We start from the raw sequence: 23,359 nt of genomic DNA on the forward strand, positions 1-23,359 counted from the left end.
GACGCTATGCGGGGGCCGCGTCCACGGGGACAACAGCAGGTTAACGAATCCGGAACGTTCCAGAACTGCCGCGTCCACCTCACGCCGCTTGGCGCAGGAACCTGATAGAAAGTAGGCGATGACCCTCGAATCCGCCCGCCCCACGATCATCGACGTCGCCCGCGCCGCCGGCGTCTCCAAGTCGCTGGTCTCCTCGGCCCTGCGCGGGGATCCCGGCGTGAGCGCGGCGAGCCGCGAGCGCGTCCTGGCCGCGGCGGGCCGCCTCGGCTATCGCAAGAACGGGTGGGCCCAGCGGCTCGTGAGCGGCCGCAGCAACCTGATCGGCGTCCTGCTCACCGACCTGCGCAACGCCTACCACACGGACATCGTCAACGGCATCGAGGATGCCGCGGCGGCCGCGGGCTACGGCGTGCTGCTCAGCCACGGCCGACGCGATCGGGATGTACTGCTCACCCACGCCGAGGAGCTGCTCGACGTCGGCGTCGACGGCGTCGTCGCGATCACGTCCCACCTCACGCCCGCGGACCTCCAACGCCTCGCGGATCGCGCGCCCGTCGTCGTGGTCGGCCGCCCCGCCGCCGTGCCGGCCGGCGTCGGCTGGGTCTCGAACGACGACGAGGCGGGCGCCCGGCTCGCCGTCGACCATCTGGCCGCCCGCGGGCACGAGCGGATCGCGTACCTGACCGCCTCGGACCGGCCCGCAGCCGCCGCTCGACGCGACTCCTACCGCCAGCGGATCGCAGAACTCGCGGCTCGTCCGCGCGAGTACGACGCGCGCACCGGGGGCGTCGAAGCCCTCCTCGCGGACGTGCGCAGCGCGGACGGTCCGACAGCGGTGTTCGCGGCGAACGACCGGGTGGCCGCACGCCTACTCGGCGGCGCGATCGACGCGGGCCTGACGGTGCCCGGCGACCTGGCCATCGTCGGCTACGACAACACCGAACTGGCGGGACTGCTGCGACCGTCCCTGACGAGCATCGACCAGCCGCGCACGTCCATGGGGCGGGATGCGATGGCACAGCTCGCCGCGCTCATCGGAGGCGGCGAGCCGGGACGCGAAGTCGCCGCGCCGTCGCTCGTGGCGCGCGCGTCGACGGGCGCCTGACCCGTACGATTCGGCGCTCAGAGGCGCTCCCGCTATTCGGGGGCTTCCATCGGGCGTCGCGCCCCCGCACCGCCTGGCTCGGGCCCGGATCCCCCTGCGGTCGCGTCAGTCCCGGCGATGCCGGAAACTGGGGCACCCTCGGCGCGGAAGAGGCCATCATCCTCGCCCGTGAAGAAGCGGGATCCATAGACGAGCAGGCACAGCAGAATGCCCGCGACGAATCCCCAAGACGCGCCGTTCGTCGCCAGCACGGCCGCCGTCACCCCGGCGATGCCCAGATCCGTCCGGCTCCGCGCCTCGAGGATGCCGACCTTGATGCTCACGAATCCCTGGATGAGCAGGGTCAGCGCCAGCGCGACCCCGAGGATGGGCTCCACGAAGGAGATGACCGGGAGCAGCCACAGGCCAGTGTTCGTCCCCCACCTGAACCAGCCCGCGCCACCGAAGATCGAGGGCATCGCCTGCGGGCCCTTCTTGTAGCGCTCGGTGGTGGTCACGTGCATTGCCGCCCAAAGCGGGCCGCACATCGTGGTGTCCGGGCCGATGATGCTCATGAGCGCGTTGCGGGCGCCGAAGATCAGGTGAGCGCGGTCCGGGTTGTAGACGACCGCCTCGTCCGGGCGAACGTCGCTGGCTTCCTTGAGCACGGCCTTCGCCTGGAGTACGTCGCCGAAGACGACGACGTACGCGGCCAGCACCGTCGGCACGGCCGTCACGAACATCATCAAGGGCGGAAGGCCGACCCCGAAGACCGTGTACTCGGTGAACATCGTCACGAAATCCGGGCTGCTGAACCCGGTCTCGATGCTCGGCCAGGCGGCCTCGCCCGCGAGCGGGGCCACGACCACCGCGACGAGGATGCAGGGCAGGATGCCCAGGTTACCGATGAACGCCGCGGCCCGGCTGCGGGTCTGCAGGCGCTGGAACTGCTTGGAGTACAGGAGCAGGAAGGCGAGCCCCACGGCGATCGAAATGGTCCACGGGAAGGACTCGAAGCGGCCACCGGCCGCGAAGACGCTCTGCACGGCGGCAATGCCGGCGCCGACGACGATGCCGGCACGGAGCGCGTGCGGAATGAAGAGGACGATCCGTTGAGCGAGCCCCGTAATTCCTAGGACGACCGAGAACAGACCGAAGAGCAGTTGGAAAGCGATGAGCGCGTGCACTCGCTGATCTTCGGGGAAAGCCATGATGTACAGCATGATCAGCGGGATGGCGGGCGTGATCCATCCCGGGACCACGGGGTCCCCGAGCAGGTGGTGCAGCAGGTAGAGCAGGCCGTTGAGGGCGACGATCGCCAGCGCGGCCTCGAAAGGCATGCCGAGCAGCTCCTGCAGCAACGGAATCGCGGCGAGGTCGACCGCGCACATGAGCAGTCCCTGTGTGTAGTCCTGCCATTCGAACCGGTAGTGCACGAACGGGAGCCGGATGGCGAACGGCCCCGCCTTCCAGTGAGGCGATCGGGCCTCCGGTATGTGAGTGTTCTGGGACATGGTTTCTTCTCTCTAGGGTGCTGGCGTGGCGACGATGCCGACGCGGATGAGGGTGGAAGTTCCTGGGCTGACTCAGTCGAAGTGCACGATCTGTCGCACGGCGCGGCCGTCCGCAAGTTCGTCCAGCGCCGCGTTGAGTCCGTCGAGCCGGATCCTGCTCGTAATGAGGTTCTCGACGGGCAGCCGACCCTCGCGCCACCACCGGACGAACTCCGGGATATCGCGCGATGGGACGGCCGAGCCGAGGTAGCTGCCGATGACGGTCCGGGCCTGCGCCGTCAGGACCAGCGGCGAGATCGTGCTGCGCGCCGCCGGGTCGGGCAGGCCGACAGTGACCGTGCGGCCGCCGGGACGCGTCGCTTCGAACGCGGCCTCGAAGGCCCGCGGGTGCCCGGCACACTCGATGACGTGGTGGGCCCTGATACCGCGTTCCGCCACCTCCGCCGGAGTCCACGCTTCGTGCGCACCCCAGGCCCGGGCGAGTTCGAGTTTCTCGGGCACGGTGTCGACGGCGATGACCGGGCCGGCTGCCCTGGCGACGGCGACGAGCAGCGCTGCCATCCCGACGCCGCCCAAGCCGACGATCATGATGCTCTCCCCCGGAGCCGCGTCAACGGCGTTGAGCACGGCTCCGCCCCCCGTGAGGACGGCGCAGCCGAGCACCGCTGCGACATCGGGTGGCACGTCGTCGTCCACCGGAACGACGGAGGCGCGGTCGACGACGGCGTGCGTCGCGAACGCCGAGACCCCGAGGTGGTGATGGACCGGCTCGCCGTCGCGGAGTAGTCGACGTTCACCGCCCAGCAGCGTGCCCGCCTCATTGGCGGCGCTACCCTTCTCGCACGGGAGCCGCCCGTCCGTCGCGCATGCGGGACAGGCTCCGCAGCGCGGCAGAAACGTCATGATGACGCGTTGCCCGACGCGGAGGCTCGCCTCGTCGTCGCCGACGGCGACCACTCGACCTGCGGCCTCGTGCCCGAGGAGCATCGGCGTGGGGCGGACACGTTTTCCGTCGACGACCGAGAGATCCGAATGGCAGAGACCCGCGGCCTCGATCCGAACGAGAAGCTCGCCTCGGCCCGGCGCCGCGAGATCGAGCTCTTCGATCCGGAGCGGTTTCGTCTCCGCGTAGGGGCGCTGCCGCCCGCAGTCTTCCAGTACTGCACCGGTGATTTTCATGTTTGCCTCCTCGTGGCCGTTGCCATGCTATGGGTGCCGTGAGGTCGGTCACCATGGACTCAAGTACATTATTCTGGGACTCTTATGTGCATGAGTGACATGCACGGGCGATCCCAGGAGCGACTCCTCCGCGCCCTGCTGGACACCGCTGCGGACTTCACCGCGCTGCAGGACGTCGAGGACGTCCTGCAGGCGATCGTCCGGCGGACGCGGGCGTTGACCGGCACCGACATGACGTACGTGAGCCTCAACGACCCCGACCGGCGCGAAACGTCCATCCGGCAGTCGGACGGCGTCGCCACCGCGGCCTATCGCACACTGAAGATGCCCCTCGGCACGGGCATCCTCGGGCAGATCGCGACCGGGCTCGCGCCGTACCAGTCGGCCGACTACCTGGAGGATCAGGACCTCAAGCACGTTCCGCGGGTCGACGAGATCGTCCGCGCCGAGGGCGTCCGCGCGATCATGGGCGTCCCGCTGACGATCCACGGCCGCGTCATCGGAGCCCTCGTCGTCGCCGAGCGGCACTCCCGCCGATTCACGACCGAAGAGATCGATCTCGTCGATTCGATCGGCACCCACGCCGCCGTCGCCCTCGACAATTCGATGCGTTTCGAGGCCACCGAACGCCTCACCCGGGAGCTCGAAGCGCGGCAACGGCAGATGACCGTTGACATCGAGCACCTGCAGTCGGTGCGTGATCTCGACCGCGAGCTGATGGACGTCGTCATGGTCTCGCCGGATGTCCAGGAGCTCCTGTGCGTCGGCGCAGCCGCGCTCGGCCGCGAGCTGAGGGTTGTCTCGACGGACGGCATCGAGGTGAGCGCCGCACCGGACGGCAGGACGTCGTCGTCCGTCGGTTCCGGCGACCCGGAAGCGGTTGTCCCGCTGCGCGCCGGCGCGGACGAGATCGGCCACCTCGTGTCCCCCGGGCCGGCGAGCGAAGCCGACCTCCTCCTCTTGGAACGCGTCGCAGTGCACGCCGCTCTGGCCCTGCTCTTCTCCCGGGCCGCAGAGGACGCCGATCTGCGGCGTCAGTCCGAGCTGATCGACGACCTGCTCTCACAACGAAATTTGCCCCGCGAGCACGTCGAACGCCGGATGCGCCGCTGGGGGCTGGACCCCTCGAAACCCGTCCACGTCGTCATGTTGACGCCGCCTCTCGAAGATCGACGCCCCTGCCTCCGTGCGCTGCGCGGCGCGTCGGCCCGCAGCGTCGCCATCGACCACGGGAGCCACATCTGCCTCGTCACAACGGACGCCGGCTGGGAACCGGCCGTCCGGCGCGTCTTCGACGATCACCGTTGGCGCCTCCAGGCGGGCGCCGCCGCCACGGTTGCAGGGCCGGACGGGCTTCCGGACACCCACCGGACCGCCGAGTTGGCGCTCGGGACGCTGGTGAATCTGGACCGAGGCGGCGTCGCAGAGGGAACCGACCTCGGCTTCTTGGGTGCGCTGCTCGACCTGGACCAGCGGGGAGACTTGCCGCGGCCGCTGACTTCAAGCGTCTCACCGCTCGTCGACTATGACCGGCGGCGTGGCACGGACCTGGTCCGCACCGCCCTGACTTATCTCGACGCGGACTCCAACGTGATTCGAACCGCCGAGTTGCTGCATGTCCACCGCAACACCGTGCGGCAGCGGCTCGATCGTCTCTCCGCGTTGCTCGGGCCCGATTGGAACCGGTCGCCTCGCCGTCTGGAGACTCACCTGGCGCTGCAGGTGCTGTCCGCCCGCGATTCGCGGGGCACGGCCCGGCGCTGACGGGCGCCTCAGCCGGCCGGTCAGAGGCGCCCGAGCAGTTCCTTCCAGTCCGCTTTCCAGTCGGCGACGTGGTCCGGGGCAGCGATCCGCTCGTGCGTGGCGGTGACGGTCACCCTGTCCGCGCCCTTGTCCTCGAAGGCGACCGCGACGCGGGTCCCGTCCGTCAGGCCAACCCGCCAGTAGGACCGTTTCCCCGTGTCGTTCGCGCGGGCGTCCCCCTCGAGTGCGACGCCGCCGACCCCGCCGTGCGCGGCGAGCTGGTCCAGAAGCACCTCTGCCCAGGCGCGGGCGACGTCCTCGCGGCGGCCCTCAACCGTCCGGCTGACCGACGCCTCGAACGTGCCGTCGGGCCGCTGCCCGGGCAGCCGGCGCCCGATGTGCTGCTCGTAGGCAACGGCGACGGACTGCGCCCACCACCCGTTGTTGCCGCCCTCGACGTCGAGATTCCGCTGGGCGATCACGGCGATCCCGCCGTGGTCCAGTTCTCGCGCTCCGGCGTCGTCGAGCAGCGCGACCCACGCCTCCCAGCTCCGGTCCGTGACCTTCTCGATGGCGGACACATTCGACGGCTTCACCATGTCCACAGCCTACGACAGCCCGTCCTCCCCGGGGAGGGGTGAACCTTCGGGCGACCCGCTACTCCTCGACCTCGAGCGGCGCGTCCCACGCGCGCAGCTCGGCGTCCTCCCACGAGCCGTACGTGGCGTTCGGCAGCACGATCCAGTCGTTGCCGAACCGGTCGGCGTGCTCCTCGACGAGCGCGCGCTGGGTCTCCAGATCCGCGCCGGCGAAGGACGCGTCGAAGTCGTGCAGGGTGTCGCCGAGCTGCATGATCACCTCGTGCTCCGCCTGCACGGCGGCGCGCCGTTCCTCCTTCGGCGGACCCAGCAGCAGGACCCGGTCGTCCTCGACCTGCGGCAGCTCCAGCTTCTCGAGCATCGCGACGGTGTCGCCGTGGTTCTCCTCGGTGCGATCGGAGACGTAGTAGACACTGACCCCGAGCTCGTCGGCCCGCTCGAAGAACGCCAGCGCGCCGGGGATCAGGGTCGCCTCGCCCTCGCGCTCCCAGTGGTCCCACGTGTCCCACACGCTGTAGTCGTGGCATTCGGCGACGTCGCGGGCGAGCAGCTCAGTGTTGTCCACCGCCGTCTCGTCGAGGTCCGTGATGATCGCGAGATCGGCGCCCTCGTCAGCCTCCGCGACGAGTTCCTCCAGCCGCTGCTCCGCGAAACGATAGACCTGCCCCTGCAGCGCCCTGGCCTCCGCGCTCTGCTGCTGCCAGCGCAGGCCCATCGCGTGCTCGACGACGTCGCACTCGTCAGCCGCCGGCGCCTCGCCCTCGTCCCCGGCGGGAGCGCATCCCGCGAGGGCGAGGGCGGCGAGCGCGATGGTCCCGATCGTGATCTTCCTGATGTTCATCATCCTCCAGTGAGTCATTCGAATTCTCGTCGAACCATCAGATCACGCCCAGGTTCCGCGCACTAGAGGTCTAGTTCGCGAAAGTGTCCAGCAGTTTGCCCTGCGCGCTCCAGAGGCCGAGGGAGTCGCCGCCGTTGTTCAGCACCGCTCCCCCGCCGTTGTAGTAGGCGTCCTCGGAGTTCGTGCCCGACGCCGAGTAGACGCGCAGAGTGGCGCCCGGCTGCAGGACGTAGCCGTCGCCGACATTCAGGATGTTGTTAGCGGCGTCGCGGACGTAGTAGCCGGAGACGTCGACAGCGGCCGGGCCGTCGTTGACGAGCACCAGGTGTTCGCCATGCTCGTCCTGGGTGTCCGAGCCGGGTACGTCGTTGTTGGACTCGAGGATGCGCACGCCGCGCCCGCCAGGGAACGGATCGAGGCCGTCGAGGTGACGCTCCAGCTGGATCGGGAAGTCGCCCGTCACCCGCTCGACCCCGAGATCCATCACGTGCTCGAGCGCGCTGACCGCGTTGACCGTGTAGACGCCGATCTCGAGGCCGGCGTCGTGCACGCGGTCGACCCCTGCCTGGTCCAGCGCACGGCAGTTGGTGCCGAACGAGTCGACGTACGCGGACATGGCCTCGATCTCCGCGGCCGACGGGATGGTCCCCGCGAGCTGCTGCAACGGGATCTCCGGGGCCAGCGCGGCGAAGCGGATGTTGGAGACGGCGTCGAATCCGATGACCTCCACCTTCTCCGCTGCCACCAGCTCGTGCCAGGCAGGCTCGGAGTGCAGCGCGTCGGCGACGACGGCTTCGATGCCGGGCGAGTTCACCGGGGACTTGATCTCGACGTAGACGCCGGTATTCGCCGTGGCGATCCGCGCCGCGTCACGCAGATGCGGGATCTTCTCGCCGGCGAACTTGCGCCCGAAGTAGGAGCCGGCGTCGAGCTGCTGCAGTTCGTCCCACGTGAAGGACGTGATCGGGTCGTCCTCGCGCCCGGGGAAAACCTCGGCGGCGTCGGTCGTGCGCTTCGGCGTGTTGTCGTGGAAGAGAAAGGGGACGCCGTCGGCGGAGAGCTGGACGTCGATCTCGAAGAAGTCGGCTCCCGAGGCGCGACCGTCCTTGAAGGCGGCCACGGTGTTCTCGGGTGCGGTGCCGGCGGCACCGCGGTGGCCGATCATGACCGGCTGCCCGGTTTCGGCAGCGGTGTCGGCGTGAGCCGGCGCGGCGCAGGTCAGGGCGAACGTTCCGGCGGCGAGCGCGGCGAGTACGCGGACTCGGGTGTGCTTCATGGGATTCTCCTCGTCTCTGGTCCCCCAACGCGTGGACTGCGGCCGGCGCGATGTTCCGCTCCGGCCATCCCTCTATGGGACCCGTTCGCGGTAACGTGAGGGCAAGGCCCGCATGAACCGCGCCCCAACATCCGCCGGCGGGCGCGGTCGCACCGACCGAGCGCTTCAGGAGTGAACATGGCCGTCCCGAGCATCTCCCCCATCCGCCTCAATGACGCCGATGCGGCGCTTCCGACGCTCGTCCTCGGCCCGTCGCTGGGCAGTACCTCGGCGTCGATCTGGCATCTCGTCGCCCCGCACCTCGCGCCGCACCTCCGGTTGCTGGGCTGGGACCTCCCGGGGCACGGGGAGGCTGCGGCCGCGGTGGAGTCCTTCTCGATGGGCGAGCTCGCCGCGGGCGTCAAGGCCATGGTGGATGAGACCGTCGCCGGCGAGGTGCACTACGCGGGCGTATCGATCGCCGGCGCGGTCGGCCTGCAGCTCGGCCACGACTACCCCGATGCGTTCGCCTCGATATCGATCATCTGCTCGGCCGCGAAGATCGGCACCCCCGAGACCTGGCACGACCGCGCGGAGCTGGTCCGGCACCAGGGCACCGACGTGCTCGAGGAAGGATCGAAGCAGCGCTGGTTCGGTCCCGGATTCGTCGACGCGCACCCCGGCCGGGTCGCCGAGGCGCTGGACTCCCTGCGCGCCACCGACGCGGGCTCCTATGCCTTCGCATGCGACGCGCTCGCGGACTACGACCTGACGGATGAGCTCGGAAGGATCACCGCGCCGCTGCTCGCGGTCGCCGGCGAACACGACGGCGTCTGCCCTCCATCCGCCGCCGAGGCGCTGGCGACGGGCGTCGCGAACGGGCACTCCGCCGTCGTACCGGGGGCCGCCCACCTGACGCCGCTCGAGGCGCCGGAGACGATCGCGGGGCTGATCGCCCGCCATGTGCTCGGCTGAACCCGGTGCCGCCGGCCTCGTCACGGGCCGGGCGCGCGATCCACGTGCGGCAGCAGCGCTAGGGTGGTTTCGACGGGACACCGCCGTGCAGTCGAGCAGCTCAGGAGGAGATGTGACGGACACAGAGGACCGCATCATCGCGCAGATCGCCGACGGATTGGGGATCATCACGCTCAACCGGCCGGAGAAGATCAACGCGCTGACCGAGGACATGGTGGACGCGATCGGGCGCACGCTGGACGCGTGGCGCGCGGACGACGGGGTGCGGATCGTGGTCCTGCACGGAGCCGGCGAGCGCGGGTTCTGCGCCGGCGGCGACATCAAGGTCTTCTACGAGGCGATCACTCAGGGCCGCCACGGAGACTTCCTGCGCTTCCTCTCCCGCGAGTTCGAGGTCGACCAGCAGATCGCGGCCTACCCCAAGCCCGTCGTCGCGTTCATGGACGGGCTGTGCATGGGCGGCGGCGTCGGTCTGGCCGCGCACGCCGGGGTGCGGATCGTGACGCCGCGTTCCCAGGTCGGCATGCCGGAGGCGAAGATCGGCTACAGCCCCGACGTCGGCGGCACCCATCTGCTCGGCGCCGCCCCGGGGCGGATCGGCGAGCACCTCGCGGCCACTGGCTCGGCGATGGGCGCCGGCGACGCGATCGACGCCGGCTTTGCGGACTTCTGCATGAGCGAGGACGGCTTCGACGACCTGCTCGCCACCTTGCACGACCTCGCCGGCGACCAGGTCACGTCCGGCCTCGGCGCGGGCCCGGACGCCGGAACGATCGCGTCCGCCCTCGAGATCCTGCTCGCGGTTGCGCCGCCGCGCGAGAGTCGGACGCTGCTTGCCAACCAGCCGTGGATCGATGCGGCCTACGGTCAGGAGTCGCTGCCGGTGATTCTCGCTGCCCTGGACTCCATGCCGTACCCGGCCGCGCGCGAGGCGGCCGCCGCGGTGCGCGCGAACTCGCCCCTGTCCGTGGAGACGGCGCTGGCCGCCGTGCGGGCGGCACGCGCCGAGGACTTCCTGCCGGACGCGTTCGCCCGGGAGCTTCGCGTCGCCGCGTTCCTCATGGAACACCCGGACCTGGCCGAAGGCATCCGGGCACAGGTCGTCGATAAGGACCGGAACCCCGCCTGGGCGGCCCCCGGGCCCTCCCTGCGCGCGGACATCACCGAGGTAGTGAGCGCACAGCCGGCGCGACTCGACGAGTGACCCGTTTCGGGCCCTCTCCGGCCGGCCCAACCGGCTCTCTCGCGTCGGGAACCTCCTTGAAAACGGGTTACTCGTACTCCGCCAGCACCCGCTGGCCGATCTTGAAGGCCACGTTCGCCGCGGGCACCGAACAGTAGATCGCCGACTGCAGGAAGACCTCCTTGATCTGCTCGGCGCTCATACCGTTGCGCACGGCCGCGTGCACGTGCATCTCGAGCTCCTCCCAATAGCCCCCGGCGATCATCGCGGTCAGCGTGATGGCGCTGCGGGTCACCCGGTCGAGGCCGTCCCGCGTCCAGATCGTTCCCCACGCGTAGCGGGTGATCATCTCCTGGAACTCAGCGGTGAAGTCGTCGACTCCCGCGTTGGCCCGGTCCACGTGGGCATCGCCGAGCACCTGTCGGCGCACGCCCATGCCCGCGTCGTAGGGGTCGCCGGGCAGGCGGGGAGCCGGAGCGGATCCGCTGCGCGGAGTCAGGGACCCGAAGAAGGCCGCCAGCAGCTCCGCCGTCGCCTCGGGATCCTCGACCGGCGCCAGGTGGGCTGCCGAGGGCACGACGGCGGCGCGCCCGTCCGCAACGCCGGCCGCCAGCGCTTCGGCGTCCGCGGGCGGGCAGACCGCGTCGTGGGCGCCGGCGATCGCCAGCACCGGGGCCGTGATCGAGCCCAGCTCCTCGCGCAGGTCGTAGCCGGCGAGCGCCCGGCAGGCGTGGGCGTAGGAGTGCCGGTCGGCGTTCTGCAGCACGTGCAGCAACGCGGTGCCGGCCTGTGGGTGTTCCTCGAGGAAACCGGGGGCGAACCAGCGTTCGGCCGAGCCGGAGACCATGGTCGGAGTGCCGGCGGCCGCCACGAGCTCGGCGCGCTCGGCCCACCCCTCGGGGGTCCCGATCTTCGCGGCCGAGCAGATGATGGAGATCCCGTCGAAGAGGCCGGGGTGGTCGTGCCCCAGCTGCGCGCCGGCCGCGCCCCCGATCGAGACGCCCGCGTAGAAGAGCGGCACCTCCCCTGCCTCCGCGATGGCGCCCTCGGCGCGCAGGGCTGCGATGAGGGCGGCGACCGCGTCGGCCAGTTCGGCCATCGTGTAGTCGGCCTCGGAGGCCTCGGCGCCGGCGTGCCCGGGCAGGTCCCAGCCGATCACGGTGAACCGTTCGGCGAGCAGCGCCGCCGTGCTCCCCCACAGCGCAGCCGCGCCCGTGCCGAGGGAGGGCCCGACGACGATCGTGGGCTTGGACCGCCCGGAACCGGTCGCGGCGTCGGCGGCCGCGGTGAGCAGGATCGGGCGCAGTGCGGGGCTAGTCATCCGGGTGCAGCTTTCGGTAGGTGGCGAGGTGTGTGTCGATGAAGGCGTCGGTGGCGCCAAGGTAGTCGTCGGGGTCCAGCAGGGTGTCGAGTTCGGCATCGCTCACGACGGCCGGGTCGATGCCGGCACGCAGGAGTTCGCGCAGTGACGCGCCGCTCGTCTGCGCCGCGCGGACGAGCGCCGTGACGGCCTCTTTGCCCCGAAGGTCTCCGTGTCGGGCGTGCGCCGCGAGCCGCGCCATGATCCGCTCGCTGAGCACGAGCCCGCCGGAAAGCTCGAGGTTGGCCCGCATCCGCTGCTTATCGACCTCGAGCCCGGCGGTGAGCGCGGCGAGCTGTTCGGCGGCCGCGCCGGCCGTGCGGATCAGGGCCCGCAGGGCGGCCCATTCGGCGTGCCAGCCGCCGTCGGGCCGCTCGTCGCCGGCGGCCGCGGCCGCGGCGTAGAGCTGCCCGAGCTGGGCGGGCGCGGCGATCGCGGCCTGCTTGATCGTGACAGCCAGGACCGGATTCTGCTTCTGCGGCATGGCCGAGGAGCCGCCCCGGCCCTGGCTCGCGGCCTCGCGCAGTTCGCCGACCTCCGGTCGGGCGCCGAGCAGCACATCGTTGGCGACCTTGGAGGCGGCCACGACGACGTCGGCGAGCGCGGCTCCCAGCGACGTCACGGGCAGCCGCTGGGTGTGCCAGGGCGCCCCCGGGTCGGCGAGCCGGAGGCGGTCCGCGAGGCTCGCGGCGAGGCCGGCCGGCGTCGCGGAGGAACCGGCGACGACGTCGGTCAGCGCGGCCGCCGTGCCGGCTGCACCGCCCCACTGAAGCGGCGCGGCGTCGAGCGCACCGCGGATGCGGTCCGCGGCGGTGACCACTCCGGAGAGCCAGCCGGCGGCGCGCAGCCCGAAGGTCGTCGGCAGGGCGTGCTGGGTCAGCGAGCGGGCGACAGCGAGCGTGCCCCGGTGGGCGTCCACGAGGCCGGCGAGCGAATCGGCGGCGGAGGCCAGGTCGGCGGTCAGTGCCGCTCCGGCACGGCGGGCGACGAGCATGAGGGCCGTGTCGATGATGTCCTGGCTGGTGGCCCCGCGGTGCACGGCCGCCGCCGCGGCTGAGGCGCCGGCCCGGTCGGCCCCGGCGGCCAGCGCGACCTCGTGCGTGGTCGAGCGGAGATCGGCCAGCAGCGGGATGAGCGCGTTGGCCCCGTCGCGGGTGCGCGCGGTCAGGGACGCGAGGTCGTACCGGCGGGCGTCGGCGGCCTCCGCGACGGCCTCCGCCGCCGCGGGCTCGATCAGCCCGGCGTCGGACAGCACGCCGGCCCAGGCGGACTCGACGTCGAGCATCGCCTGCACGAATGCCGTGTCACCAGTCGCGCGTGCAGCCGCACCGCCGGCGCTCACAGGGTCCAGCAGGCTCACCTCTCGGGGATCCATCATGCTCCTCAACTTAGCCCGGCCGTGTCGGGGGTGCCTAGGACTCGCGCGGGTAGGACAGGAAGACGGTCTCGTCGCCGCCCTGCAGGCGCACGTCGAACCGCAGGGAGCCGTCCGCCTCGCGCTCGGCGATCAGGGTCCGGCGGCGCTCAGCGTCGAGGGAGGCCAACAGCGGGTCGGAGGCCAGCGCCTCGGTGTCTTCCGGCAAGTAGATGCGTGTGAACAGGCGGTTGGTCAGCCCGCGCGCGAACACGGTCAGCGCGATGAACGGCGCCTTGCCCGGCTCGGTCGGACCCGGGTTCACGGTCGTGAACGTGTAGTGCCCGACGTTGTCGACGGCGGCGCGGCCGAACCCGGTGAACGTGTAACCGTCGCGCACGAGCGATCCGGTCTCCCGGCTGATCGTGCCGGCCTCGTCCGCCTGCCAGATCTCCAGCAGCGCGTCCGGGATGGGCGCGCCGTCGCCGTCGACGACGGTGCCGTGCAGGCGGATCGAGCGGGGGTGGCCGGGGGCCAGCAGCTCGGAGTCCTTGTCGTACGGCAGCGCGTACCCGAAGAACGGGCCGACGGTCTGCCCGGGGGTGGGGACCAGCTTCAATTCCGGTGCGTGGCTCATCTAGTGCTCCTCATCCTGCGCGTCGTCTTCCATCCAGGTCCGGTTGCTGCCGGTCAGCACGATGTCCCAGTTGTAGCCGGTCGCCCACTCGTGGCTCGTGATCGAGTGGTCGTACGTCGCGACGAGCCGTTCGCGGGCCTTCGGGTCCACGATCGTCTGGTAGATCGGGTCCAGCGCGAACAGCGGGTCGCCCGGGAAGTACATCTGGGTGATCATGCGCTGGGTGAAGTCCGTGCCGAAGAGCGAGAAGTGGATGTGCGCCGGGCGCCACGCGTTGTGGTGGTTCTTCCACGGATAGGGCGCCGGCTTGATGGTGGTGAAGCGGTACTCGCCGTTCGGTCCGGTGATCGCCCGGCCGACGCCGGTGAAGTTCGGGTCCAGCGGCGCCGGGTGCTGGTCCCGCTTGTGCATGTAGCGCCCGGCCGCGTTGGCCTGCCACAGCTCGATCAGCTGGTTGCGCACCGGGCGGCCGTCGCCGTCGAGGACGCGACCGGCGACCACGATGCGCTCGCCGATCGGCTCGCCGTTGTGCTGGATCGTCAGGTCCGCTTCGAGCGGGTGCACGTCCCGCTCGCCGAACGCGGGGGCCCAGAGCTCGATCGTCTCCGGGTCCACGTGGTGCGGGTCCTTGGTGGGGTGGCGCAGCAGCGACGACCGGTAGGGCGGGTAGTCCAGGCGCGGCTGGGTCTCGAGACGGCCCGCGGCCGCGTACTCCGCGCCGATGGCCTCGATCTCGCCGGAGAGCTTCTCCTGCGAGTCCATGGTGGCGGCGGGGTCGAGGGCGGGCTGCTGCCCGCCGACGGGTGGCTGGCTCATGTGCGCTCCTTGTCTGGTGCGTGGTCTGGGGTGATCGGGTTCACGTGGTGCCGGCTCAGCCGTGCGGCCAGCCGGTGTAGGCCTCGGCCAGGTACTGCCGCCCGTACCGGGAGGAGACGACGGCGTCGAGCTCGCCGAGCGCGCGGCGCGCCACGAACGGGTCCTGCCCGGGCGGGGTGTGCAGCATCGAAGTCATCCAGCTCGAGAAGTTCTGGGCCTTCCAGACCCGGCGCAGGGCGGTGTCCGAATAGGACTCGAGCAGGGCGTCCGAACCGCTCGCGCAGAAGCTCTCGATCGCCTCGAAGAGGACCTTCACATCGGCGAGGGCCAGGTTCAGCCCCTTCGCCCCGGTTGGCGGGACGGTGTGCCCGGCGTCGCCGACGAGGAAGAGCCGGCCGTGGGAGAGCGGCTCCCGCACGAAGGAGCGGAAGCCGAGCACGGTCTTGTCGAAGATCGGGCCCGTCTTCAGCTCGAATCCGTCAGGACCGGCAACGCGGCCGGCCAGCTCGGACCAGATGCGGTCCTCACTCCAGTCGTCGACGTTCTCGGACGGATCGCACTGGAAGTACATGCGCTGGACGGACTCGCTGCGCTGCGAGATCAGGGCGAACCCGGACGGCGAGTTCGCGTAGATCAGCTCCGGAGCTGACTTGGGGGCCTCCGCGAGGATGCCGAACCACGCGAAAGGGTACTCGAACCGGTACTCGCGCTCGCCGGCGACGGCCCGGCGGCAGAAGCTGCGGGAGCCGTCGGCGCCCACGACGATGTCGGCATGGACCTCATAGGAGGCGCCGGCGTCGTCCCCGTCCCCGCCCTGGGTGAAGCGGAACTTGGGGGTCGCCGTCTCGAGGTCCCAGACCTCGGTGACCTCGGCGGAGAAGCGGACGTCGCCGCCGTCGCGGGTGCGGGCCGCGGCGAGGTCGGTGAAGACTTCGTTCTGCGCGTAGAGGGTGACGGTGGCGTCGACGAGGTCTTTGAAATCGAGTGGGTGGGACTCGCCGGCGAAGCGCAGGTCGATGCCGGCGTGCTCGTCGCCGTGCGTGAGCACGCGGGAGTCGACGCCGGTGTCCGTCAGGAGTGCGACGGAGCCGGCTTCGAGGATGCCGGCGCGGTGGGTCGTGCGGATCGTCTCGTGGTCGCGGGATTCGACGACGATGTTCTCGATCCCGGCGGACGAGAGCAGGTGCGAGAGCATGAGCCCTGCGGGCCCGCCGCCGACGATGCCGACGCGGGTGGCGATCACGGTGGACGGCTGCGCCATGGTTCTCCCTCGCTCGAACGTTGTGTACTCGAGCCAGTCTGTGCCCTGGGCCACAGTCCGATCCACGGCATTCCCATTCAATGGGAGATCCGGGGGTCCCCCATCGCCTGCAGGTCGCGCGAGGCGCCGCGCGCGGCGGTCATCAGGGCCATCACGACAGCGGGGAGCGCATCCGACCCGCGCGGGACGACGACGCCCATCGCGGCGACAGCATGACCCGAGCGGTCGAGCAGCGGGGCTGCGGCGCCCGTCGTCGTGTCGTCGAGGAAGCCGTCGAAGGTCGCGTGCCCGGTGCGGCGGATCTCCGCGAGCACGCGCCTGATGTCGCCGTGCCGCTCGACGACGGCCTCTTCGTGCCGGGCGAGATAGCCGGAGAGCACGTGAGCGGGTGCGTACGCGAGCAGCACCATGCCCATCGAGGTCCTGTGCACCGGCAGCCGCCCGGCCACGTGGGCCTGATTGGCCGCGGCGCCGGGTCGCGAGAGTCGCTCCAGGATCAGGACTTCGTCCTGATGCAGGACGGAGAGCTGGGTGTGCTGGCGCAGCAGCTGGTTCAGGTCCTCGAGGTACGGCAGCGCGATCTGGCGCAGATCGCGCGCCGCGGAGGCCCGGTTGGCGAGCTCCCACAGCCGGATGCCCAGACGGACGCCGCCGTCCTCGCGCAGCAACAGTCCCTGGGAGGCAAGGTCGTCGACGAGCCGGTAGGCGCTGGCCGCGGGCAGCCCGGCGCGGTCGGCGATCTCGGCGATACTCAGCCGCGGCTCGGTGGCCGTGAACGACTCGAGGATCCGCACCACGCGGTCCAGCAACTTGTCCCCCGAGCGCGAGTTGGCCATAGCCCGATCCTAGCCCCGCCTGCTCACACCTGCGCGACGTGCACCTTCTGCCCGTCGGCACCGAAGAGGGCGACGAGCTCGACCGCCTCGGGCCCGGCGGCGTCGAACCAGTGCGGGGTCCGAGTGTCGAACTCAGCGGCCTCCCCCGGGCCGAGCTCGAAGTCCCGCGCGTCCGCGCCGACACCGAGAACCAGACGCAGCCGGCCGGCGATGACGTACATCCACTCGTGCCCCGGATGACTGCGCGGCTTCGGCGCCCGCCGCGCCGCGACGCCCGGCAGGATCTGCTTGTAGACGCGCAGGCCCGGGCCGTCGTCGTTCCCGCCGCCGACCACCCCGTGGCTGAGCGGCAGGATCGTGCGGCCGTGGCGGCGAATGGGCCGGATGTGCACGCGCGGATCACCGACAGGCGGGGCCCCGACGAGGTCGTCGAGCGGGACGCGGTAGTGGCGCGCGAGCGGCAGCAGGAGTTCCAGGGTGGGTTTGCGCCCGCCGGACTCGAGCCGGGACAGCGTGCTGACCGAGATCCCGGTGGACTCCGCGACCGCCGCGAGCGTCAGGTCACGGGAGGTGCGGATGAGGCGCAGGCGGGACGCGACGGCGTCGAGGGTGTCGCGGTCGTGGGAGGGGTCGGAACATTCGCTCATGCGACTAGCTTGCCATAACGGCAAATGGACTTGCCAATACGCACCACCCGGCGCACACTGGTCATGCGAACCATTCTCAACTCAGGAGGAAACATGAAGAACGCCGAATACGACGTCGCCATCGTCGGCGGTTCCGTCGCCGGACTGGCCGCGGCCACCGCGCTCGGCCGCTCGCTGCGCCGCGTCGTCGTCCTGGACGCCGGACAGCCGCGCAACGCGCCCTCCCCCGCCGCGCACAACGTCTTCGCGAACGACGGCGCATCGCCCGCCGAACTCCTCGACCGCGCGCGCCGCGACGCCGAGAAGTACGGGGTGGAACTGCGCTCCGCCGACGTCCGCACCCTGGAGAACTGCACCGATGCACCCGGCGAGTTCTTCGGCGTCCACCTCGGCTCAGGGGAGCGCCTGACCGCGCGCCGGGTGCTGCTGGCCACAGGGCTTGTGGACGGCCTGCCGGCGATCGACGGCCTGGCGGAGCACTGCGGCACGTCCGTCTTGCACTGCCCGTACTGCCACGGCTGGGAGGTGCGCGGGCAGCGGATCGGCGTCATCGGCAGCTCGGTCATGGCGACACACCAGGCGCTCCTGTTCTCCCAACTCAGCCGCCACGTCACGCTCATCACCCACGACGCCGAGGTGACCGCCGAGCAGCGTGGGCAGCTGGCGGCCGCCGGCGTCGAGGTGGTGGACGCGCGGATCGAGCGGGCGGTGAGCACGGGCGGCCGACTGACCGGCGTGGTGCTGGAAGATGGGACGGGGATGCCCTTCGACGCACTGGCGGTGCAGTCGCGGATGATCGCCCGCAGCGAGCTCTACACCGGCCTCGGCGGCGAGGTCAGCGAGAACCCCATGGGTGAGTTCATCGAGACAGACCCGCGCGGGGCGACCGCGATCGCCGGCGTCTGGGCTGCCGGGAACAGCGCCGATGTCGGCGCGAGCGTTCCGCACGCCGCCGCCGCGGGGGTCACCGCGGGCGCCCAGCTGAACATGGACCTCATCAACGCCGACGTCGCAGCGAAGCTGGCCGTCAACGCCTGAGCGCCGGTGTCACCAGGTGCTGGGCGCCGGGCGGCGGGTGCTCGGCAGGCGGGTGCTCTCAAGCCATTCGGCGACCCAGTCAGGCTCGCGGAGGTCCGCCGGGCGCTCGGCTCCGAGGACCTCGACGACGTCGGACATCGACACGGGTCCCTTCGGGCCCTTGAACCGGGCGGCGATGAGCGCGGAGACGTAGACCTCGCCCGCGACAACGATGCGCTGCTCGAGGAAGGCGTGACGCTCGTCGAAGCCGACGATGCGCGACTCGATCTCGAACTTCGTCCCGAGCGTGACGGACTTGCGGAAGCGGATCGTCTCGGCTTGCACGACCGGCAGCCAGCGCCGCCGCCAGATCGCGTTCCACGCGCCGGCGCGCAACAGCAGGTCGAAGCGGCCGAGGTCGAAGATCGAGAAGTACATGCCGTTGTTGATATGACCGGCGTAGTCGATGTCGGTCAGTGTCGCGCGCATGGGCATCCGGCCGACATCGAAGAGTCCGATCCGCGAGCGCGAGCGCCACGTGAACATGAGCAGAAACAGACGGAAGATCATGTGCATGTGACCCACATTACTACTCGGTAACTTACGCCGCCAGACCTGCGCGTTCGGCGCTCACCGCGCACCGATTGACAACTGCCAACTGGTGACCGGAGAATCTACTCATGCCCCTGCCCCGACCGCTGCGCCCGTTTGCGCACCGCGACTACTCCATCCTGGTCAGTGCCATGATCGCCTCCGTCTTCGCTCACGGAATGTGGGCGGTGGCCATGGTCTATCAAGTGCGCGAGCTCGGCGGTGGACCGGCCCAGCTCTCCATTGTCGCGACGGCCTCGAGCCTGGGCCTGGTGACGCTCGTGCTGCTCGGCGGCATCACCGCGGACCGACTCTCCTGCCGGCGCATCATCATCGCGGTCGAAGCCCTGAGCCTGGTCGTCATGACCACCGCCGCCGTGCTCGCGGTGACCGGGGCGATCCAGCTCTGGCACCTGTCCGTCGTCGGCTTCCTCGGCGGCGCGGGTGCCGCGTTCTTCTACCCTGCCTACTCGGCGCTGCTGCCGCGCATGCTGCCGGCGGCCGACCTGCTCGCCGCCAACGGCGTCGAGGGCACCATGCGCCCCGTCCTGCAGACGGCGGCGGGCCCGGCGGCCGCGGGCATGATCGTCGCCGCGCTCAGCCCGGGCCACGCGATCGTCGGGATCGCGGCCTGCCATCTGGTCGCGCTCGTCGGCTTGCGCTTCATCAGCCGCAACCCCGCGTACGACACCCACGGCGAGCACACGCTCGCCGAGCACCAGCACGACGGCGGGGCCGAGCAGCCGGCCACGGCCGTCAGCGCGGCCCCGTCCACGGGCGCGCTGCCCGTCGTGGCCCCGTCCACGGGCGCCCTGCCGGTGGTGGCCTCCGCGCGGACCGAATCGGGCCCCGAACCGGGCTCCGGTCCAGCAGAGGAGCCCGCTGCGGAGCCGGACGCGGAACCCGCACGCCGGCCGAGCATGCTGGGCGACATGAGGGAGGGCTTCGCCTACACCCTGGCCACCCCGTGGCTGAAGTGGACGCTGATCTTCGCGGTGATCTCCGTGGTCAGCTTCATCGGACCGATCGAGGTGCTGCTCCCCTTCATCGTCAGCGACCGGCTCGACGGCGACGCGCAGACCTTCGGATTCGTCCTCGCAGCCTTCGGCATCGGCTCTGCGGTCGGTTCGATCATCACGGCGTCCCTCCGGCTGCCGCGCCGCTACCTGAGTGTCATGGTGCTCGTCTGGGGCTTCGGCACGGCGCCGCTCGCCGTCGTCGGATTCGTCACCGAGGTCTGGCATCTCTTCGCGGCCGTTTTCGTGGTCGGCGTGACCGGGGCGGTCGGCAACGTCATCTGGGGCACCCTGCTGCAGCGGCGCGTCCCCGCGCGCATGCTCGGGCGGATCTCGAGCCTGGACTTCTTCGTCTCGCTCGCGCTCATGCCGGTGTCGATGGCCGTCGCCGGTCCACTGGGCGAGATCGTGCCGCTGTGGGTGCTCTTCTTCGTGGCGGCGTTCGTGTCGCCGGTCGTGGGCGTGATCGCCTGGCTCGCGGGCCGCATGCGCGAGGACGAGCTGGCCCACCCCCTGCGCAGCGTGTAGGGGGCGGGCCTTAGGCCTCGAGGGCGACCGTGCGGAAGCCGGCGTTGCCCATCGTGGAGTCGGGCGTGTTGGAGGAGCGCGCGGCGTTGCGGTAGCGGTTGCAGTAGGACGGGTGGCACAGGTAGCTGCCGCCGCGCAAGACTCGCGCCTGCCCCGACGCGGGCCCGCGCAGGTCCCGTCCGACGCCGCCCGCGTAGGCGTCGGCGGCATACCAGTCGGCGCACCACTCCCACACGTTGCCCACGCACTGGTGCAGGCCGAAACCGTTGGGCTCGAATGCCCGGACGGGGGCGGTGTCCAGCCAGCCGTCGCCGAGGGTGTTCGACGTCGGGAACTCGCCCTGCCAGATGTTGGCCCGCCAGCCGCCGTCGTCGACCTCGGCGTCGCCCCAGGGGTACCGGGCCTCCTCGAGCCCGCCGCGGGCGGCGCGCTCCCATTCGGCCTCGGTAGGCAGGCGCCGGCCGGCCCAGCGGCAGTAGGCTTCGGCGTCGTCCCAGCTCACGTGGACGACCGGGTGGTCGAGACGGTCCTCCACAGACGAGCCGGGGCCGCCCGGGCGCCGCCAGTCCGCGTCCCGCACCGCGAGCCACCAGGGCAGCCCCGGCACCTGCCCGACGACCTCCGCCCCGCGGGCGACGACGAGATGGAAGACCGCCGAGAACCCGTCGCGCTCGGCCTGCGTCCGGTACCCGGTGGCGTCGGCGAAGCGCGCGAAGTCGGCGTTCGTGACCGTCGTCGAATCGATCGAGAAGGCCCCGAGGTCCACCTCGTGCACCGGCCCCTCGCCGTCGGCGGCGTTGCGGTCGCCGCGGGAGTCGCCCATCCGGAAGACGCCGGCCGGCACAGCCGCCTGGGGGACGCGGTGCACCCCGCCGCCGGACGCGGGCTCAGACGACGACGGAGCGGACGCGCCGGAGCGCCCCGGCGTGCAGCACGCACCGGGGGCCGGCAGCTCCGGTTCGGAGGACGTCACGGCGTCGCCCGCCGCCTCAGACCGGAGTTGACGCGTTGATCGCGTCCGCGGCACGGATCAGGGCCAGGTGCGAGAACGCCTGCGGGAAGTTGCCCGCCATCCGCTTCTGCTCCGTGTCGTACTCCTCCGCCATCAGGCCGAGCGGGTTGGCGTAGCTCATGAGCTTGTCCATGAGCCGGCGAGCGTCGTCGAGCCGGCCGGAGCGCGCGTACTGCTCCACGAGCCAGAAGCAGCACGCCAGGAACGGGTGCTCCCCCGGCGGCAGCCCGTCCAGGCCCGCGTCGGTCCGGTAGCGCAGGATGAGCCCCTCCTCGTCGACGAGGTCGCGCTCCATGCGCGCCACGGTCCCGAGCATCTCGTCGGAGGTGTAGGCGACGAACCCGACCTGCGGGAGCACGAGCAGCGACGCGTCAACCTCGGTGCCGCCGTAGGTCTGCGTGAACGAATTGATCTCCCGGTTGAAACCGCGCTCCATGATCTCGACGCGCAGCTCGTCCCGGCGCTGCTCCCAAAGCTCGACGTCGCCCTCGAGCCCGTGCTCGCGCACGGCGCGAACGCCGCGGTCGAACGCGGCCCACATCATGACGCGCGAGTGCGTGAAGTGCTTCTTCTCTCCGCGCATCTCCCAGATCCCGTGGTCGGGTCGCTCATAGTTGCGCTCGACGTAGGTCAGCAGGGCCTTCTGCAGCGGCCACGAGAAGTGGTCCTCGAGCCCGCCCATATTGCGCAGCTTCTCGAGCGCGACCATGACCTCGCCGACGACGTCGCCCTGGTACTGGTCGACCGCGCCGTTGCCGTCGCGCACCGGGGTGGACCCCTCGTAACCGGGCAGGTGCGGCAGCTCGCGCTCGGGCAGGCGGCGCTCGCCCGCGAGCCCGTACATGATCTGCAGGTCGTCCGGGTCGCCGGCGATCGCGCGCAGCAGCCAGTTGCGCCACTGCACCGCCTCCTGCTGGTAGGCGTGGGTCATCATCGCCTCGAGCGTCAGGGCGGCGTCGCGCAGCCAGCAGAAGCGGTAGTCCCAGTTGCGTTCCCCGCCGAACGCCTCCGGCAGCGACGTCGTCGGCGCCGCGACGATGCCGCCCGTGGTCTCGTGCGTGAGCGCGCGCAGCACCAGCAGGGAGCGCTGGACCATCTGCCCGTATTCATTCTGCTCCGGGAAGTCGCGTGCCCAGGAGCGCCAGTAGGAGGCCGTGTCCTGCAGGGCGGCGCCGACGTCGATCCGGTCCGGGACCTGCCGGTGCGAGGGGTACCAGCTGAGTTCGAAGTCGACGACCTCACCCGCGGAGATCAGGAAGTCGCCCTCGTGCTTGAGGTCGTTGGCACGCGGCAGCCGGTCGCCGTGCAGCACGAGCGCGTCGGGGCCGCCGACGGCGACGATGGACTTTCCGCCGCGCGTGGAGATGCCGTGCCGGCGCACCCACGGGACGACGCCGCCGTAGTCGAGGCGGAAGGTGATCTCCTGGTGCATCCGCACGCTGCCGGCCAGGCCCTCGACGCGGCGGATGAGCGAGGCCCGGTGCGCGCCGATCGGCATGAAGTCCGTGACGAGGGCGTGTCCGGTCGGCGTCTGCCACAGGGTGCGCAGCACGAACGTCGAATTCAGGTAGCTGCGCTCGACGACGACGGGAGTGTCCTCGTCGTTCGCGCCGACGCCGGCGTTCTCACCGCAGTTGTCGGGCGCGCCGGCCGGGGCCAGCAGCCAGCGCCCGTGCGACTGGTCGCCGAGCAGTGCGGTGAATTGGGCCCCGGAATCGAAGCGCGGGAAACAGAGCCAGTCGACGCTTCCGTGGAGCGAAACGAGGGCGCCGGTGTGAAGGTCGGACAGCAGTGCGTAGTCCTCAATGGGAGATGCCATTGCACCAGACAACAGCAGGACGGGGCCCGATGCAAGAACTTGCCAGTCCCGTTTCCGCAATGGGCCCACCGCGTGTTTCGGGAGTGTTTCCC

General features: G+C 71.0%; 21 protein-coding genes. 6 read left to right on the forward strand and 15 right to left on the reverse strand.

The genetic code is table 11. The annotated features are described in order from the left end of the window. The first annotated feature begins 118 nt into the window (after nt 1-118). Entirely contained in the window at nt 119-1,105 is a 987-nt protein-coding gene (locus tag EV380_RS10760) for a LacI family DNA-binding transcriptional regulator (protein ID WP_207219397.1), read from the forward strand. A gap of 32 nt (nt 1,106-1,137) precedes the next feature. On the opposite strand, the gene EV380_RS10765 is transcribed toward EV380_RS10760, so the two are convergent. Then, the gene (locus EV380_RS10765; RefSeq protein ID WP_207219399.1) at nt 1,138-2,598 is read right to left on the reverse strand and encodes a hypothetical protein; all 1,461 of its coding nucleotides are present in this window, start codon (nt 2,596-2,598) and stop codon (nt 1,138-1,140) included. Nucleotides 2,599-2,670: 72 nt separating this feature from the next. Beyond that, a complete protein-coding gene (locus tag EV380_RS10770; RefSeq protein WP_130451136.1) occupies nt 2,671-3,777 on the reverse strand; it encodes an alcohol dehydrogenase catalytic domain-containing protein in 1,107 nt (368 codons plus the stop codon). Between the two features lie 90 nt (nt 3,778-3,867). On the opposite strand from EV380_RS10770, the gene EV380_RS10775 reads away from it, so the two are divergent. After that, nucleotides 3,868-5,541 (forward strand): helix-turn-helix domain-containing protein, encoded by a 1,674-nt coding sequence (locus EV380_RS10775; protein WP_165391939.1) that lies wholly within the window; start codon nt 3,868-3,870, stop codon nt 5,539-5,541. Between the two features lie 20 nt (nt 5,542-5,561). On the opposite strand, the gene EV380_RS10780 is transcribed toward EV380_RS10775, so the two are convergent. Genes EV380_RS10780 through EV380_RS10790 form a run of 3 tightly spaced genes read right to left on the reverse strand, consistent with a single transcriptional unit; the run spans nt 5,562 to nt 8,236 of the window. Beyond that, a complete protein-coding gene (locus EV380_RS10780; protein ID WP_130451138.1) occupies nt 5,562-6,119 on the reverse strand; it encodes a hypothetical protein in 558 nt (185 codons plus the stop codon). Nucleotides 6,120-6,177: 58 nt separating this feature from the next. After that, nucleotides 6,178-6,978, reverse strand: a complete 801-nt coding sequence (locus tag EV380_RS10785; protein WP_130451139.1) for a 5'-nucleotidase, lipoprotein e(P4) family — start codon at nt 6,976-6,978, stop codon at nt 6,178-6,180. 52 nt (nt 6,979-7,030) lie between these two features. Continuing rightward, nucleotides 7,031-8,236, reverse strand: coding sequence for a glycerophosphodiester phosphodiesterase family protein (locus tag EV380_RS10790; protein ID WP_130451140.1), 1,206 nt, complete (start codon nt 8,234-8,236; stop codon nt 7,031-7,033). Between the two features lie 177 nt (nt 8,237-8,413). On the opposite strand from EV380_RS10790, the gene EV380_RS10795 reads away from it, so the two are divergent. Together EV380_RS10795 and EV380_RS10800 are read left to right on the forward strand one after the other, a co-directional pair. Then, nucleotides 8,414-9,190 carry an alpha/beta fold hydrolase gene (locus EV380_RS10795; RefSeq protein WP_130451141.1) on the forward strand — a complete coding sequence of 259 codons (777 nt, stop codon included), beginning with the start codon at nt 8,414-8,416 and terminating at the stop codon, nt 9,188-9,190. 112 nt (nt 9,191-9,302) lie between these two features. Continuing rightward, nucleotides 9,303-10,394, forward strand: coding sequence for an enoyl-CoA hydratase/isomerase family protein (locus tag EV380_RS10800; protein WP_207219401.1), 1,092 nt, complete (start codon nt 9,303-9,305; stop codon nt 10,392-10,394). Between the two features lie 67 nt (nt 10,395-10,461). On the opposite strand, the gene pcaDC is transcribed toward EV380_RS10800, so the two are convergent. The 7 genes from pcaDC to EV380_RS10835 form a co-directional block, all read right to left on the reverse strand. Then, a complete protein-coding gene (pcaDC, locus tag EV380_RS17040) occupies nt 10,462-11,694 on the reverse strand; it encodes a bifunctional 3-oxoadipate enol-lactonase/4-carboxymuconolactone decarboxylase PcaDC (RefSeq protein ID WP_130451143.1) in 1,233 nt (410 codons plus the stop codon). Continuing rightward, nucleotides 11,687-13,111: a lyase family protein gene (locus EV380_RS10810; RefSeq protein ID WP_242607587.1), complete on the reverse strand. Its 1,425-nt coding sequence runs from the start codon at nt 13,109-13,111 to the stop codon at nt 11,687-11,689. Before EV380_RS10810 ends, pcaDC begins: the two co-directional genes overlap by 8 nt. Before the next feature lie 34 nt (nt 13,112-13,145). Next, the gene (gene pcaG / locus EV380_RS10815) at nt 13,146-13,724 is read right to left on the reverse strand and encodes a protocatechuate 3,4-dioxygenase subunit alpha (RefSeq protein ID WP_130451144.1); all 579 of its coding nucleotides are present in this window, start codon (nt 13,722-13,724) and stop codon (nt 13,146-13,148) included. After that, a complete protein-coding gene (pcaH, locus tag EV380_RS10820) occupies nt 13,725-14,540 on the reverse strand; it encodes a protocatechuate 3,4-dioxygenase subunit beta (protein ID WP_207219402.1) in 816 nt (271 codons plus the stop codon). It lies immediately after the preceding gene. Between the two features lie 55 nt (nt 14,541-14,595). Next, nucleotides 14,596-15,801, reverse strand: coding sequence for a 4-hydroxybenzoate 3-monooxygenase (locus EV380_RS10825; protein ID WP_130451145.1), 1,206 nt, complete (start codon nt 15,799-15,801; stop codon nt 14,596-14,598). Nucleotides 15,802-15,878: 77 nt separating this feature from the next. Then, a complete protein-coding gene (locus EV380_RS10830) occupies nt 15,879-16,637 on the reverse strand; it encodes an IclR family transcriptional regulator (RefSeq protein WP_130451146.1) in 759 nt (252 codons plus the stop codon). 23 nt (nt 16,638-16,660) lie between these two features. Further along, nucleotides 16,661-17,284, reverse strand: coding sequence for a helix-turn-helix domain-containing protein (locus tag EV380_RS10835; RefSeq protein ID WP_130451147.1), 624 nt, complete (start codon nt 17,282-17,284; stop codon nt 16,661-16,663). A 93-nt stretch (nt 17,285-17,377) separates the two neighbouring features. On the opposite strand from EV380_RS10835, the gene EV380_RS10840 reads away from it, so the two are divergent. Next, a complete protein-coding gene (locus EV380_RS10840) occupies nt 17,378-18,322 on the forward strand; it encodes an NAD(P)/FAD-dependent oxidoreductase (RefSeq protein WP_207219403.1) in 945 nt (314 codons plus the stop codon). Nucleotides 18,323-18,331: 9 nt separating this feature from the next. On the opposite strand, the gene EV380_RS10845 is transcribed toward EV380_RS10840, so the two are convergent. Continuing rightward, the gene (locus tag EV380_RS10845) at nt 18,332-18,877 is read right to left on the reverse strand and encodes a thioesterase family protein (protein ID WP_130451149.1); all 546 of its coding nucleotides are present in this window, start codon (nt 18,875-18,877) and stop codon (nt 18,332-18,334) included. A gap of 104 nt (nt 18,878-18,981) precedes the next feature. On the opposite strand from EV380_RS10845, the gene EV380_RS10850 reads away from it, so the two are divergent. Continuing rightward, nucleotides 18,982-20,436 carry an MFS transporter gene (locus EV380_RS10850; RefSeq protein ID WP_130451150.1) on the forward strand — a complete coding sequence of 485 codons (1,455 nt, stop codon included), beginning with the start codon at nt 18,982-18,984 and terminating at the stop codon, nt 20,434-20,436. A gap of 10 nt (nt 20,437-20,446) precedes the next feature. Here the strand turns inward: EV380_RS10850 and EV380_RS10855 are convergent, their stop codons facing one another. Next, on the reverse strand, nt 20,447-21,409 hold the full coding sequence (locus tag EV380_RS10855) for a formylglycine-generating enzyme family protein (RefSeq protein ID WP_423219026.1): 963 nt from the start codon (nt 21,407-21,409) through the stop codon (nt 20,447-20,449). A gap of 16 nt (nt 21,410-21,425) precedes the next feature. Further along, nucleotides 21,426-23,267 (reverse strand): glycoside hydrolase family 15 protein, encoded by a 1,842-nt coding sequence (locus EV380_RS10860; RefSeq protein ID WP_102159342.1) that lies wholly within the window; start codon nt 23,265-23,267, stop codon nt 21,426-21,428. Nucleotides 23,268-23,359 lie beyond the last annotated feature (92 nt).

The sequence above is a fragment of the Zhihengliuella halotolerans genome (assembly GCF_004217565.1).
Taxonomy (GTDB): Bacteria; Actinomycetota; Actinomycetes; order Actinomycetales; family Micrococcaceae; genus Zhihengliuella; species Zhihengliuella halotolerans.

Coding starts and splice junctions, on each gene's coding strand:
- EV380_RS10760 (WP_207219397.1), top strand. CDS start 119: ATGACCCTCGAATCCGCCCGCCCCACGATCATCGACGTCGCCCGCGCC.
- EV380_RS10765 (WP_207219399.1), bottom strand. CDS start 2,598: ATGTCCCAGAACACTCACATACCGGAGGCCCGATCGCCTCACTGGAAG.
- EV380_RS10770 (WP_130451136.1), bottom strand. CDS start 3,777: ATGAAAATCACCGGTGCAGTACTGGAAGACTGCGGGCGGCAGCGCCCC.
- EV380_RS10775 (WP_165391939.1), top strand. CDS start 3,868: ATGAGTGACATGCACGGGCGATCCCAGGAGCGACTCCTCCGCGCCCTG.
- EV380_RS10780 (WP_130451138.1), bottom strand. CDS start 6,119: ATGGTGAAGCCGTCGAATGTGTCCGCCATCGAGAAGGTCACGGACCGG.
- EV380_RS10785 (WP_130451139.1), bottom strand. CDS start 6,978: ATGACTCACTGGAGGATGATGAACATCAGGAAGATCACGATCGGGACC.
- EV380_RS10790 (WP_130451140.1), bottom strand. CDS start 8,236: ATGAAGCACACCCGAGTCCGCGTACTCGCCGCGCTCGCCGCCGGAACG.
- EV380_RS10795 (WP_130451141.1), top strand. CDS start 8,414: ATGGCCGTCCCGAGCATCTCCCCCATCCGCCTCAATGACGCCGATGCG.
- pcaDC (WP_130451143.1), bottom strand. CDS start 11,694: ATGACTAGCCCCGCACTGCGCCCGATCCTGCTCACCGCGGCCGCCGAC.
- EV380_RS10810 (WP_242607587.1), bottom strand. CDS start 13,111: ATGATGGATCCCCGAGAGGTGAGCCTGCTGGACCCTGTGAGCGCCGGC.
- pcaG (WP_130451144.1), bottom strand. CDS start 13,724: ATGAGCCACGCACCGGAATTGAAGCTGGTCCCCACCCCCGGGCAGACC.
- pcaH (WP_207219402.1), bottom strand. CDS start 14,540: ATGAGCCAGCCACCCGTCGGCGGGCAGCAGCCCGCCCTCGACCCCGCC.
- EV380_RS10825 (WP_130451145.1), bottom strand. CDS start 15,801: ATGGCGCAGCCGTCCACCGTGATCGCCACCCGCGTCGGCATCGTCGGC.
- EV380_RS10830 (WP_130451146.1), bottom strand. CDS start 16,637: ATGGCCAACTCGCGCTCGGGGGACAAGTTGCTGGACCGCGTGGTGCGG.
- EV380_RS10835 (WP_130451147.1), bottom strand. CDS start 17,284: ATGAGCGAATGTTCCGACCCCTCCCACGACCGCGACACCCTCGACGCC.
- EV380_RS10840 (WP_207219403.1), top strand. CDS start 17,378: ATGAAGAACGCCGAATACGACGTCGCCATCGTCGGCGGTTCCGTCGCC.
- EV380_RS10845 (WP_130451149.1), bottom strand. CDS start 18,877: ATGCACATGATCTTCCGTCTGTTTCTGCTCATGTTCACGTGGCGCTCG.
- EV380_RS10850 (WP_130451150.1), top strand. CDS start 18,982: ATGCCCCTGCCCCGACCGCTGCGCCCGTTTGCGCACCGCGACTACTCC.
- EV380_RS10860 (WP_102159342.1), bottom strand. CDS start 23,267: ATGGCATCTCCCATTGAGGACTACGCACTGCTGTCCGACCTTCACACC.